This is a genomic window from Streptomyces sp. TOM-9 (genome assembly GCF_056858595.1).
Genome location: NZ_JBXEQB010000001.1, coordinates 6,418,713 through 6,431,895, shown reverse-complemented (window position 1 = coordinate 6,431,895; position 13,183 = coordinate 6,418,713). Strand labels below are relative to the sequence as shown.

The window sequence follows — 13,183 nt, the reverse complement described above, 5'->3', positions numbered from 1 at the left end:
TTCACCAGCACATACCGTCATCCAGGAGAATTCACGCCATGAGCAACCCTCAGCAGCTGCGGTACAGCAAGGAGCACGAGTGGGTCTCGGCCGCCGACGCGGACGGTGTGTCCTCGGTGGGCATCACCGAGCACGCGGCGAACGCCCTCGGCGATGTCGTCTACGTCCAGCTCCCGGCGGTCGGCGACACGGTCGCCGCGGGCGAGACCTGCGGTGAGCTGGAGTCGACCAAGTCGGTCAGCGACCTGTACGCCCCGGTCTCCGGCGAGGTCACCGAGGTCAACGAGGACGTCGTCAACGACCCCTCGCTGGTGAACTCGGCGGCCTTCGAGGGCGGCTGGCTGTTCAAGGTGAAGATCTCCGAGGAGCCGGCCGACCTGCTCTCCGCGGACGAGTACACCGCCTTCACCGGCAACTGACCGCTCGGGACCTCCCGACCGCTCCGCCCTGTCCACTCCGACCTCCGGACGGATGACCCCCCTGATGTCGCTTCTCAACAGCTCACTGCACGAGCTCGACCCCGACGTCGCCGCCGCCGTCGACGCCGAACTGCACCGCCAGCAGTCCACCCTTGAGATGATCGCCTCGGAGAACTTCGCTCCGGTCGCGGTGCTCCAGGCCCAGGGCTCGGTGCTGACCAACAAGTACGCCGAGGGGTACCCCGGCCGCCGCTACTACGGCGGCTGCGAGCACGTCGACGTCATCGAGCAGCTCGCGATCGACCGGATCAAGGCGCTGTTCGGCGCCGAGCACGCCAACGTCCAGCCGCACTCGGGCGCGCAGGCCAACGCGGCCGCGATGTTCGCGCTGCTGAACCCCGGCGACACGATCCTGGGTCTGAACCTCGCCCACGGCGGGCACCTGACCCACGGCATGAAGATCAACTTCTCCGGCAAGCTGTACGACGTGGTCGCCTACCACGTGGACGCCGAGACCGGTCAGGTCGACATGGCCGAGGTCGAGCGCCTCGCCAAGGAGTCCCGGCCGAAGCTGATCATCGCCGGCTGGTCGGCGTACCCGCGGCAGCTGGACTTCGCGGCCTTCCGGCGGATCGCCGACGAGGTCGGCGCGTACCTGATGGTCGACATGGCGCACTTCGCCGGCCTGGTGGCGGCGGGGCTGCACCCCTCCCCCGTGCCGTACGCGGACGTCGTCACCACGACCACGCACAAGACGCTGGGCGGCCCGCGCGGCGGCGTGATCCTGTCCAAGGCCGAGCTCGCCAAGAAGATCAACTCCGCGGTCTTCCCCGGCCAGCAGGGCGGCCCGCTGGAGCACGTCATCGCGGCGAAGGCGGTCGCCTTCAAGGTCGCGGCGACTGAGGAGTTCAAGGACCGCCAGGTCCGCACCCTGGAGGGCGCGAAGATCCTCGCCGAGCGGCTGACGCAGGCCGACGTCACCGGGGCGGGCGTCTCGGTGCTGTCCGGCGGCACCGACGTGCACCTGGTCCTGGTCGACCTGCGCCACAGCGAGCTCGACGGCCAGCAGGCCGAGGACCGGCTGCACGAGATCGGCATCACGGTCAACCGCAACGCCGTCCCGGACGACCCGCGTCCGCCGATGGTCACCTCGGGTCTGCGCATCGGCACCCCGGCGCTGGCCACCCGCGGCTTCGGCGCGGAGGACTTCCGCGAGGTCGCCGACGTCATCGCCGAGGCCCTCAAGCCGGGCTTCGACGCGGGGACCGCCGAGGCGCTCGCCGCCCGGGTCACCGCCCTGGCCGAGAAGCACCCGCTGTACCCCGGCCTGAAGTAGCGAGCGTCACCCGGTGTGCGGGGCCGGCCATGAGGACGGTCCCGCACACTGGAACAAGTGCGGCGCACCCACGCCGCAACACGTACCACCCCGGCGGCGACCCCGCCGGCCGCCCGCGGACAACGGGGTCCGCGAACCCGAGGAGTCATCGCACCGTGGCCATCTCCGTCTTCGACCTCTTCTCGATCGGCATAGGCCCGTCCAGCTCCCACACCGTGGGCCCGATGCGCGCCGCGCGGATGTTCGCCCAGCGGCTGAAGAACGACGACCTGCTGGCGGGCGTGGCCTCCGTGCGCGCCGAACTGTTCGGCTCGCTCGGCGCGACCGGCCACGGCCACGGCACCCCCAAGGCGGTGCTGCTGGGCCTGGAGGGCCACTCCCCCCGCACCGTCGACGTCGAGACCGCCGACGAGCGGGTCGAGCACATCCGCAGCAGCGGCCGCCTCAGCCTGCTCGGCGTCCACGAGATCCCGTTCTCCGCCGCGGACGACCTGATCCTGCACCGGCGCCGCTCGCTGCCGTACCACGCCAACGGCATGACGCTCTTCGCGTACGACGAGGGCGGCGCGCCCGTGCTGGAGAAGACCTACTACTCGGTGGGCGGCGGCTTCGTCGTCGACGAGGACGCGGTCGGCGAGGACCGCATCAAGCTCGACGACACCGTGCTGAGGTACCCGTTCCGCACGGGGGACGAGCTGCTCCGGCTCACCCGGGAGACCGGTCTTTCCATCTCCGGCCTGATGCTGGAGAACGAGAAGGCCTGGCGCACCGAGGCCGAGATCCGCGCGGGCCTGCTGGAGATCTGGCAGGTCATGCAGGACTGCGTGAAGGCCGGGATGACCCGCGAGGGCATCCTCCCCGGTGGCCTCAAGGTCCGCCGCCGCGCCTCCGCGACCGCCCGCCAGCTGCGCGCCGAGGGCAGCACGGTGGCGCACGCCATGGAGTGGGTCACCCTCTACGCCATGGCCGTCAACGAGGAGAACGCCGCGGGCGGCCGCGTCGTCACCGCCCCCACCAACGGCGCCGCCGGCATCATCCCGGCCGTGCTCCACTACTACGTGAACTTCGTGGCCGGGCAGTCGACGGAGGCGGAGAAGGAGGACGGCGTCGTCCGCTTCCTCCTCGCGGCGGGCGCGATCGGCATGCTCTTCAAGGAGAACGCCTCCATCTCCGGCGCCGAGGTCGGCTGCCAGGGCGAGGTCGGCTCCGCCTGCTCCATGGCCGCGGGCGGCCTCGCCGAGGTCCTCGGCGGCGGCCCGGAGAAGGTCGAGAACGCCGCCGAGATCGGCATGGAGCACAACCTCGGGCTCACCTGCGACCCCGTCGGCGGGCTCGTCCAGATCCCCTGCATCGAGCGCAACGGCATGGCCGCGGTCAAGGCCGTCACCGCCGCGCGCATGGCGATGCGCGGGGACGGGCGGCACCACGTCTCCCTCGACAAGGTCATCAAGACCATGAAGGAGACCGGGGCCGACATGAAGGTCAAGTACAAGGAGACCGCCCGCGGCGGCCTCGCGGTCAACGTCATCGAGTGCTGACCCCGCCTTCGCGGACGCGCACGCCGTCACCGCCACGCACGTGACGGCGTGCGCGACAGGCGCGGGACACGTGGTGCGTCCCGAGCCCGGGCGAGGTCGGCACGGGCACTCTCGGTGTACGGGTGGTGCGCACCCAGGACCCGTGCGTAGTCCGCGAGGACGGACTCCAGGCAGATGACGGCACGAGAGCGCTTGCCCGCCGCCAGGAGGGCGAGGCCGAGGTTGCGGCGGGCGTTGAGGGTGCGCCGGTTGTCAGGCCCCAGGACGCGTTCCCGGTCGGTCACGCATCGTTCGAAGAGCGCGAGGGCCGTGGGGTGCCGGTGCGCCGCCGTGTGGGCCCGGGCCAGGAAGACGCGGATGACGAGCGTCTCCGGGTGGTCGGGGCCGAACCGGCGCTCGCTGTGGTCCGCGAGCCGTCGCAGTTCATCGATCGCCTCGTCGACCCGACCGGCCCCCTGCAGCGCAAGGGCCCGGTACCGGCCCCACCAGAACTGCAACTCGTGATCATCGTCGTGGTGGCGGCGGAGGTCGGCAATCACCCGGTCGTGGAGCGCCAGCGATTCCGCCCAGCGGCCCACCCGCCCGTACATACGGGCCAGTTCGCCGCGCGCGTTGAGCGTCGAACCGTGGTCGGATCCCATGGCCCTCACGTTGTCGGTCACGTTCTTCTCGAAGAGTGCCAGTGCCCGCGCGTCGTCGCCCTTGGACCGGAGCGTGCTGGCCAGATTGATCTGCGCACGCATCGTCGTCTGGTCGTCCGGACCGTTGACGCGGAGGCTGTCCTCCAGGTTCTGCCGGTGCAACGCCTCCGCCTCGTCAAGGCGACCTGCTCCTTCCAGGGCGTAGCCGAGCGAGTTGACGGCCTCGAGGGTCCGGGGGTCGTCGGCGCCGAAGCGCCCACGGCACGCGGCCACGTGCCGCTGGCGCAACAGCACCGCGAGGTCGTACCGGTCGGCCACCTGGTACGCATACGCCAACACGGCCAGCGCCCTGAGAAGCCCGTCGTCTCCGGCTGGGACGAGTCGTTCGTGCTCCGCGACGACCGTCTCGCCGACGCTGCACGCACGGAACACCTCGGTGCGGGCCGCCAACAGGCCGACGACGGCGACGTGCAGGTCCATCAAGGCACGTCGGGTGTCGTCATCGACCGATTCGGCAGCCGCCCACAGGGCGAGGATGTGGTCGGTCAGTCCCCTTTCGGCGGCCCCACGCACGGCTGCACCGTCATTGAGGGGCAACAGGGCCCTCAGCCCAGCCCCCGCCTCCACGATCCGCTCGCCGAGGGTGCCTTCGGCACGGAGCCGGTCCCGGACGATCCGCTGGACCAGCCGGTGCATCAGTACCGTCTGACCGTCCAGGCTCAAGGTCACCACCGACGCCTCGGACAGCCGTCCCACCACGTGGTCGATCTCCGCCGGCTCCCGTCCGGACAGCAGGGCCCGCAGGTCCTCCCGGTGCACACCGGCCGGTGACAGCAGGGAGATCAGCTCGACGACGCCTCGTACGGTCGGCCCGCGCTCACCGGTCTCCGCCTGCTCAATGGCCAGGAGCAGCGCCTCCGCCACACCGATGGGGTACGGCTCCCCAGGCACCCGGCGCATGACACCGCCCAGCGGGTCACGGCGGAAGCGTTCGCGATACTCAGCGAAGGTCAGCCCCTGGGAGCGGATGACCCATGCGGCCTGGGCGAGCCCAAGCGGCAGGCACCCCAGGTCCGCGGCGAGTTCGCGGGCTGCCGCTTCGTCCCCGGCTTCCCACCGGCTCAAGCCGGCGGTCTCGCGCAGAAAGGCCATGGCCTCGTCCTGGGTGAACACCCCGATGTCCACAAGGGCACCGAGGTACGTGACCGAACGTAGCGTGCTGGTGATCAGCGTGCGGGTCCGCCCGGTACGGGGCAACCACCGGGTCACCTCGTCGGGATCAACCACGTTGTCGAGGACGAGCAGGGCGGGCTCGGGCAGACGTTCCAGCCACCGTCGAGCAGCGGCGGCCCCGAGTTCGGCGTCCTGGACTGCTCCTTTGACGCCGGCCGCCTCGGCGAGGTCGTCGAGGCCGGCCACAACCTGGCCCGGCTGCTCGGCGACGATCCAGGCGACCACGCGCCATCCGGCTTCGATGCAGGAGCGCGCGTACGCTCCGGCAAGCTGTGTCTTGCCCACACCACGGCCTCCGGTGAGCGAACACACCACGGCGACGCCGCCGTTGTCCATCGCTTCCTCGACCTGCGCCACAAGTTCGGTGCGCTCCTGGAATGCGATCGGCTCCCGGGGGAGCGACCCGACAACCAAGGGCCCCGCCAGGGTCACCTCGGGCGGCGGCTCGGCCCGGACCTCCCGAGCGTCCCGTGCGGCCCACCATCCGCCGACGCTGAGCACAGCAGCGCTGGCCGTGGAGGCAAAGGCAAGAGCGGCGTCCGGCTCGGCACCGGCCAGGGTGAAGACGACCCACGGCAGCAGAAAGGCGGCCATGGCGGACAGAACGACGACGGTCCAGCGAACCCCATGCCCCACAGCAGACCTCCGTGCCGGACCGGCTCCCCTGCACGGCCCGGTGTGGCCATGGTGCCTGACCGGTACGCGCACTCGACACCGTTCGGGACGATCTGCACGGATCCGCCCGCGTCAGCGGTACGTGAGCACCGCCCACACGCCGGTCGCGGCGACCGCGAGGGCGTAGAGGGCGACGGCGGCGCGCAGGATGCGCGTCTTCGCCGGGGCGGCCAGCCGGGTGCGGGACAGCAGCCAGGCGAGGGCCGGGAGGACGAGGACGGCGTGGAGGCTGACGCCGTGGAGGGGCTTGAGGGGGGCCGTGGAGGCGTAGGCGGCGGCCTGGTGACCGGTGCGGGTGAGGTGGACGCCGCGGGCGATCATGGCGGCGCCCGAGAGCAGGGCGACGAGCAGGATCGCGAAACCGGAGCGCAGGGCGAGGGGCATGCCGGCGGGGCCGGCGGGATTGCGCCGGAAGGACGCGACGGCGAAGGCCGACAGGACGGCGACGAGCACGGCGCCGCCGGCCGCGAGCGTCATGGAGACGGCGGTGTCGAAGCCGGTCTCCATGTCGAGGTGCGAGGGTACGTGCCGCCACGCCTGCAGGGTGATGCCGACGACCTCGACGACGCAGTCGGCCGCGAACACGGCGAGCAGTGCCGTGCGCAGGCGCGCGCCGACGTCCAGGTACGAGGTGACCCAGGTGATCGCGACGAGGGTGAGGCCGAAGGAGAGCCCGAAGGTCATGGGCTTGCGCCAGGACACCGGGCCGTCCCAGGGGCCGCCGTCCACCGCGAGGACGGCGAGGTGGAACAGGCCCGAGAGGATCAGCAGGGCGCCGGTCGCGTGACACAGGCGGTCGGCCGTGCGGGGGCCGTCGTGCGCCCGTGCCCCGGCGGTGGGGATGGTGGTCGTCGCCATGGCCCCAGCGTGCCGGGGGCGGCACGGCCGGTCGTCGTCCGGGGGGAGGCCGGCCGGATACGTCCCCGGGAGCAGTGGTTCCCGCTCAGCGGGTGGCCGCGTGCACGATCCCCGAGGTCGCCGCGATGCGGTCGAGCAGGAACATGGTGCCGACGCTCGCCACGATCCAGCTGCAGAGGATGACGATCCCGCGGGTCAGGCCGTCGTGGTGGAAGTAGGCGATTCCGTCCATGGCACGGACGCCCACCCCGGCCGGCATGACGGAGGCCAGTGGCTCCAGCCAGCCCGGCAGGAAGTACGGCGGGAGGACGCCGCCACTGGTGGCGTTCCCGATGATGAGCATGAAGATCGAGCCCAGGAGCACCCCGGCCGGGCCGAAGACGCGGATGAGCGCGACGGTGGCGGCGGCGACCGCGCCGGCCATGAGGGTGACGACGCCGAAGATTCCGAAGAAGGAGCCGGGTATCGCGCCGAAGGCCGTACTGGCGATGAGGGTGGTGGCCAGGCCGCCGACGACGGCGAAGAGGCCGATGCTCAGGACCCGCTGGTAGAAGGAGAGCCGTGGCGCGACCTGGTAGGTCAGCTGGCCGAAGAGGAAGCCGGCCAGGATCAGCCCGAAGGAGGCGTAGAAGACCGACAGCCCTCTGCTGTCACCGGACGACAGCGGCAGGATGTCGACCACCGGGATCTTGTGGTCCTCGCCGTGCGGAACGGACGCCAGGGGGGTGAGCAGGGCGGACACCGCGGGGCCGTTCGCACCGGCGTAGACGACCTGGGGCTTGCCGCCCTCGGACAGGTAGGCCGCATAGGCCTCCCGGTGCTCCACCGCGTGCCGGGCCGAGGCCGCGTCGGGATACCGGTCGACCTGGAAGGCCTCGGGCGCGATGCGCTGGAGGCGGACGTCGAACAGGGCCGCCGAGTGGTCCGAGGCGACGACGGCAACCGGCAGCCGGTGCGCCGTGGGCGTGTGGAAGGCGGCGAGGAAGACGCTCACGAAGGACAGTCCGACGACGAGCACCGTGATCACCGGGGTGATCACCGCCTTCGGGCCTGTCAGTCCCGCCCGGGCGGGCGGTGCGTCGGTCTGCGGCCCCGGGACGTGCCGGTGTCGGTGCCGCTGGTGGGACGGGGGCGGGTCCGCAGGGGGGTTCGCATCGGTGATGATCACGGTGTCCACCAGGGGGAGTCCCTCCTATAATATAAGTTGACTTATATAAGTTAACAGACAACAGAGAGGCGTCCGGCATGCCCCTGCGCGAACCCCGCGAGCACATCGGCTACCTGATCTGGCAGCTCGCGCAGGCTTACGCGATCCGCATCGAGCAGGCGATGCGCCCACTCCGGCTGACCCAGGCGCAGTTCAGCACCCTCATGCAACTGAGCGTCTACGGGGCCATGTCGAGTGCCGAACTGGCACGCCGCTGCGGGGTCACACCGCAGTCCATGGGCACCGCGGTCCAGGGACTGGCCGAGCGCGGACTGGTCGAACGCAGGGCACATCCGACGCACGGCCGGATCATCGAGATCAGCGTCACCCCGGAGGGCGAGGAGCTGGCGGTCCGCGCCGAGCGGGCCATCGCCCCCGCCGAGGAAGAGGCCCTCTTCCCCTTCGCCCCGCACGAGCGCGAGCGGGTCCGGGCCGACCTGCAGCGGATGCTGGCGACCCTCAACCCGTACGCGCTGTCCGAGGGTGACTGAACGCTCACGTCGACGCCGGCGCCCGCATCGGTAGACCGCCCGACCACCGGCTCCCGGGGTGGTCAGGGCTTCGCCGACACGTAGGCCGTGCCGTCGGCGGTCTCCACGAGGACGGCGGCGACGTCCTGCGGGGCCACCGCCGCCGAGCCGTCCAGGCTGACGCCGTGGCCCTCCCCGGTCGGCGACACCACCCAGCTTCCGGCGATCTGCCGGGAGCCGTCCCGCGCCACCACGACCAGCAGGCAGTGCTCCCCCGCCGGGATGCCGCCGACCCGGGCGTGGAGCCGCACCCAGGCGGTGGCCGGGGTGAGCCGCACGGTCAACCGGGCCCCGGTGGACGGATCGGTGGCCGAGGCGGTGCGGACGGGCCACGGCGGCGGGGCCGCGGCCGGCGGCCGGACCGCCTGCCCGGCCCGGTGCTCCCCGATGAGCACACCGCCCTGGAGGAGGCCGGCCGCCACCACCGCCGCCGCGACCCCGGCGGCCGCCCACCGGCGGCGCCGCGCGCCCGCGCGTTCGGCACGCACCTGACGCAACGTCCGCTGCAGCAACAGCTCCCCGGCCTCGGGCGGGCCGTCCAGGAAGGCCTCCGGCGGTACGTCCCCCAAGGCTTGTGCCAGGGAGCGCAGTTCCCCGAGTTCGGCGGCGCAGGGCCGGCAGGACGCGACGTGCTCGTCCACGGCGCGGGCCTCCTCCTCGTTCAGCGCACCCAGGACACGGCCGGTGAGCGCCTCCCCGTCGTGCCGCTCCCCCGTGCTCATGCCGCGACCTCCCCCATCTCGACGGGCCCCTGCCGGCAGAAGTCGCGCAGCGCCTTGAGGGCGTAGTGCGACCGGGACTTCACCGTGCCCGGCGGGATGCCCAGTGACCTGGCGGCCTCGGCGACGCTCTGCCCACGGAAGTAGAGCGCGTACAGCACGTCGCGGTGGTCGGCGGAGAGCCGTTCCAGGGCCTCCATGACGACCACGGCGTCCACCACCGCCTCCGCGTGGTCGCGCTCCACCGGCCCGGTGGCCGTCGACTCGGCCACCTCGGTGGGACGGGCGGCCCTGGCCCGGTGCCGGTCGGTGATGAGGTTGCGCGCCACGGTGAGCAGCCATCCCCGCACCGAGCCCTTGCCGTTGAGCAGCGCCTCGGGATGGCGCCAGGCGCGGATCAGGGTCTCCTGGACGACGTCCTCGGCCGCGGCGCGGTCGCCGGTGAGGCGGGTCGCGTACGCGAGCAGGGCCCTGCCGTGTTCCTCGTAGAGCGCCCTGACGAGCGCCTCGTCACTCGTGCCCCGGCTCTGCCGGATACGGGGCCGCATTGCCGCCATCCGCCCACTCCGTCCGCCCACCGACCGTGCCGCGGTGCCTCGAGGCAGACACGGCCCCCACCCGGGGCGGGTTCAGGTGAGCCGCCTCACACCGCGCGGCCCGGCATTGAACCGCCGGGCCGCGCGGGCCGTGTCTGGTCACACGCCCCCACGTGCCCGGCCGGTCCACAGGAGGAGAGGAACGATGCGGTACAGCCCCGCGATGAGGACGGTCCGCCTGCTGGCGGCGGCCGCCGTGCTGTTCGCCGTCGCCCCGTCCCCCGGCGCCGCCGCGGGCCGCTCCCCCGCCGCCCCCGTACGGCTGGTGCCGCAAGGACCGGCGACCGCCGCCGGTGCGCCCCGTCCGTCCGGTCCGTCCCGTGGTGACGCCGGCCGGCCGCCGTACGGCGCGGCGGCGGGGGCCGGCGTGGTGATGCTGCTGGCCGGCCTCGCCGTGGGCCGCCGTCCGCTGCTGCGGGCGCTGCGCCGGCGCCGGCGGGCAGCGCTGGGCCGGCGGCTCGCCGCGGACACCCGTACCCCGCTGGTGGTGCGGCACGCACTGCGTGAACTGGCCCTGGCGGGACGGCCCGGCAGCCCGGTCCGGGTGCGGGGCGTGCTCGCCGAGCCCGGCCGGGTGCTGGCCACGGTCTCGGCGTGCGGGCCCGCCCCGGCGCCGTGGACGGCGCTGACCCCGACCCGCTGGGAGCGCACGGGTCTCGTCCCGGCCGAGACGGCCGCCACCGGCCCGGGGCCGCTCCCCCAACTGACCAGGCTGGGCGCGGTCGGCCGGGGGCAGCTGCTGGTCAACCTCGCGCGGATCGGCGGCGTCCTCAGCGTGCTCGGGGATCCCGCGGTCGCGCGGGACGCGGTGCTCGCCCTGGTGGACGGGGTGTTGGAGGCGGCGCCCGCGGGCCGCACCGTGGTGGTCGCCGTCGGTCCCGGTGCCCGTGACCTGCCCGGGCCGCCCGCCGTGGTCCGGGTCCGGAGCGTCCGTCAGATCGCCGCGCTGCGCGGCGCGGGGGCGCCGCAGGTCCCGGCGGGGCTGGTCGTGCTGCTGCACCGGCCGGACGCCGAAGAGGCCCGCTTGCTGACGACACTGGCGGGCCCGAAGGGCGGCGGCTGGACGGTCCTGACGGTCGGCCATGTCCCGGGCGCCCATTGGCGCTGGTACGCGGCGGCCGACGGAACGTTGGACGCGGGCGTGCTCGGTCACCGGGTGGTGGTGCCCGTGCGGCCCTCCGTCCGCTGCCGCCTCTGATGCCCCGGCAGAGTGGCGATACGACAGAACCACTCATAGCGTCAGATTTCAGGTGACTCGGGACGTCACCCGGAAAGCAGGTACGGCAGTCATGACACTTCGTCGGCCCCACGCGGCCGCCGTGGTCGCGGTCGTCAGCGTGCTGGGGCTGTGCGCCGTTCCCCGGGCCGAGGCCGCGCCGGGCGCGCTCGTCGTCCGGCCCGGGGAGTCCGTCCAGGCCGCGGTGGACCGGGCCCGGCCGGGCGACGTCATCGAGATCCTCCCCGGGACCTACCCGGGCAGCGTCAACGTGACCAAGCCCCGGCTGACGCTGATCGGCCACGGCACCGACACCGTCCTCACCCCGGCCGGCAGGAGCGACCAGAACGCCTGCGCCCTGGCGGGCCACGGGCTGTGCGTCACCGGAACGGAGCAGAGCGGGCTGGACGGTGTGCGGCTGATGTCGCTCTCGGTCTCCGGCTTCCGCAAGAACGGCGTCGACGCCTCGTGGACCGACGGCCTCGAGGTCAGTGACGTGACCGCCGAGGACAACGGGCACCAGGGCATCGGCGTCCAGCACTCGGTGCGGACGCTGCTGCGGGACAACGTCTCCCGGCAGAACGGCGAGTCGGGGATCTTCCTGGCCAACACCGCGGACGCGGAGGGCGGCGCGCTGGACACCGAGCGCGCCCGCATCAGCGGCAACGAGCTGACGGGCAACCGGATCGGGGTCGTGCTGCGCCGGGTGCGCAACCTGGGGGTCGTCGACAACCACATCACCGCCAACTGCGGCGGCGTATTCGTCGTCGGGGACGAGGGCGTCCCCCGGGCCGGGGGCCTGACCGTCTCCGACAACCTCGTGGCGGCGAACAACAAGTACTGCCCGCCCAACGCCCGGCTCCCCTTCATCCAGGGTGCCGGGATCGTGCTGACGGGGGCAGAGCGGACCCTGGTGGTCCGCAACCGGGTCGTGGACAACCACGGCACCTCACCGATGTCCGGCGGGATCGTGCTCTTCCGCAGCGTGGTGGGCGCCCCCGACACCGGCAACACCGTCCGGGGCAACACGACCCTGGGCAACCGCCCGGCCGATCTGGCCGACCGTGACCAGGGCACCGCGAATGTCCTCCGTGACAACACGTGCCGCGTCTCCGAACCGAAGGGGTTGTGCGAGGAATGACCTTGACAGAAGCCACCAACGCGGACGGCACCGCGACCGCGGCGCCCGCCGAGTCCGCCACGCCGCCGGCGATGCGCCTGCGCGAGCTCGTCTTCGGCGCCGCCTGCGCCGCCGCCGTACGGGCCGCGGCAAGGCTCGGCGTGCCGGACGCGCTCGGCAAGGAGCCCTCGACCGTCGACGAGCTCGCGGCCATGGTCGGCACGGCGCCGCGCCAGCTGCGCCGGCTGCTGCTCGCCCTGGCCGCGTACGGGGTCTTCGAGCAGCAGGCGGACGGCCGCTTCGCCCACACCGAGATGTCCCGGATGCTCCGCAAGGACAGCCCGAACACCCTGCACTACATCGCGCTGTGGTGCACCGAGCCGTGGACGTGGGAGGTCTGGCCGCGGCTGGACGAGGCGGTGCGCGGCGGCCGCAACATCTTCCCGGAGGTCTTCGGCAAGGAGTTCTTCGAGTACCTCCACGACGACGCCCGCGACAGCGCCCGAGTCTTCGACCGCGCCATGACCGCCTCCAGCCGGCAGTCCGCCGAGGACATCGCGGCGCTGCTCGACCTGTCCGGCGTCCGCTCGGTCGCCGACATCGGCGGCGGTCAGGGGCACGTGCTGGCCGCGCTGCTGGAGAAGCACCCCGAGCTGCAGGGCACGCTGCTGGACCTGCCGAAGGTCGTGTCCGGCGCCGACCCGCGGCTGCGCGAGGGCGGTCCGCTCGCCGCGCGGGCCCGGCTGGTGCCCGGGGACTGCCGGGTGGACATCCCGGTGGCCGCCGACATGTACATCATCAAGAACATCCTGGAGTGGGACGACGACAGCACGCGCCGCACGCTGCGCAACGTCGTCGCGGCGGGCGGCGCCGGCGCGAAGGTGATCGTCATCGAGAACCTCGTCGACGACACGCCGTCCATGCGCTTCACCACCGCCATGGACCTGCTCCTGCTGCTGAACGTCGGCGGCCAGAAGCACACGCGGGACAGCATGGTGAAGCTGATGACGGAGGCCGGGCTGCAGGTGGGCGAGGTGGCCCCGGTCAACGCCTACCTGCACGCCCTGCACAGCACGGTCGGCGGGGCGCGGTGAC

12 protein-coding genes are annotated in these 13,183 nt (G+C 72.8%); 7 read left to right on the top strand and 5 right to left on the bottom strand.

Features of this window, described 5'->3' with window-relative positions; genetic code table 11:
- Nucleotides 1-38 precede the first annotated feature (38 nt).
- The 3 genes from gcvH to AC1VWI_RS30040 all read left to right on the top strand — a co-directional run bounded on the left by gcvH (nucleotide 39) and on the right by AC1VWI_RS30040 (nucleotide 3,293).
- Nucleotides 39-419 (top strand): glycine cleavage system protein GcvH, encoded by a 381-nt coding sequence (gene gcvH, locus AC1VWI_RS30050; protein ID WP_499514124.1) that lies wholly within the window; start codon nucleotides 39-41, stop codon nucleotides 417-419.
- Between the two features lie 64 nt (nucleotides 420-483).
- Entirely contained in the window at nucleotides 484-1,755 is a 1,272-nt protein-coding gene (gene glyA, locus AC1VWI_RS30045) for a serine hydroxymethyltransferase (protein ID WP_499514123.1), read from the top strand.
- Nucleotides 1,756-1,910: 155 nt separating this feature from the next.
- Nucleotides 1,911-3,293 (top strand): L-serine ammonia-lyase, encoded by a 1,383-nt coding sequence (locus tag AC1VWI_RS30040; RefSeq protein WP_499514122.1) that lies wholly within the window; start codon nucleotides 1,911-1,913, stop codon nucleotides 3,291-3,293.
- Nucleotides 3,294-3,319: 26 nt separating this feature from the next.
- Here AC1VWI_RS30040 and fxsT read toward each other — a convergent pair whose 3' ends face one another.
- The 3 genes from fxsT to AC1VWI_RS30025 form a co-directional block, all read right to left on the bottom strand.
- Nucleotides 3,320-5,803 carry an FxSxx-COOH system tetratricopeptide repeat protein gene (gene fxsT, locus AC1VWI_RS30035; RefSeq protein WP_499514121.1) on the bottom strand — a complete coding sequence of 828 codons (2,484 nt, stop codon included), beginning with the start codon at nucleotides 5,801-5,803 and terminating at the stop codon, nucleotides 3,320-3,322.
- Between the two features lie 111 nt (nucleotides 5,804-5,914).
- Nucleotides 5,915-6,700, bottom strand: coding sequence for a hypothetical protein (locus tag AC1VWI_RS30030; protein WP_499514120.1), 786 nt, complete (start codon nucleotides 6,698-6,700; stop codon nucleotides 5,915-5,917).
- Nucleotides 6,701-6,785: 85 nt separating this feature from the next.
- Nucleotides 6,786-7,877, bottom strand: coding sequence for a YhgE/Pip domain-containing protein (locus AC1VWI_RS30025; RefSeq protein WP_499514119.1), 1,092 nt, complete (start codon nucleotides 7,875-7,877; stop codon nucleotides 6,786-6,788).
- A gap of 68 nt (nucleotides 7,878-7,945) precedes the next feature.
- Between AC1VWI_RS30025 and AC1VWI_RS30020 the strand changes: the two genes are divergently transcribed.
- Nucleotides 7,946-8,398 (top strand): MarR family winged helix-turn-helix transcriptional regulator, encoded by a 453-nt coding sequence (locus AC1VWI_RS30020; protein ID WP_499514118.1) that lies wholly within the window; start codon nucleotides 7,946-7,948, stop codon nucleotides 8,396-8,398.
- A gap of 62 nt (nucleotides 8,399-8,460) precedes the next feature.
- Here AC1VWI_RS30020 and AC1VWI_RS30015 read toward each other — a convergent pair whose 3' ends face one another.
- Together AC1VWI_RS30015 and AC1VWI_RS30010 are read right to left on the bottom strand one after the other, a co-directional pair.
- On the bottom strand, nucleotides 8,461-9,159 hold the full coding sequence (locus AC1VWI_RS30015) for an anti-sigma factor family protein (RefSeq protein ID WP_499514117.1): 699 nt from the start codon (nucleotides 9,157-9,159) through the stop codon (nucleotides 8,461-8,463).
- Complete coding sequence (locus AC1VWI_RS30010; protein ID WP_499514116.1) at nucleotides 9,156-9,713, bottom strand: sigma-70 family RNA polymerase sigma factor; 558 nt, start codon at nucleotides 9,711-9,713, stop codon at nucleotides 9,156-9,158. Before AC1VWI_RS30010 ends, AC1VWI_RS30015 begins: the two co-directional genes overlap by 4 nt.
- 184 nt (nucleotides 9,714-9,897) lie before the next feature.
- Between AC1VWI_RS30010 and AC1VWI_RS30005 the strand changes: the two genes are divergently transcribed.
- The 3 genes from AC1VWI_RS30005 (at nucleotide 9,898) to AC1VWI_RS29995 (ending at nucleotide 13,182) form a co-directional block, all read left to right on the top strand.
- A complete protein-coding gene (locus AC1VWI_RS30005) occupies nucleotides 9,898-10,950 on the top strand; it encodes a hypothetical protein (protein WP_499514115.1) in 1,053 nt (350 codons plus the stop codon).
- A gap of 91 nt (nucleotides 10,951-11,041) precedes the next feature.
- On the top strand, nucleotides 11,042-12,109 hold the full coding sequence (locus tag AC1VWI_RS30000; protein ID WP_499514114.1) for a right-handed parallel beta-helix repeat-containing protein: 1,068 nt from the start codon (nucleotides 11,042-11,044) through the stop codon (nucleotides 12,107-12,109).
- A complete protein-coding gene (locus AC1VWI_RS29995) occupies nucleotides 12,106-13,182 on the top strand; it encodes a methyltransferase (protein ID WP_499514113.1) in 1,077 nt (358 codons plus the stop codon). Before AC1VWI_RS30000 ends, AC1VWI_RS29995 begins: the two co-directional genes overlap by 4 nt.
- Nucleotide 13,183: the final 1 nt, after the last annotated feature.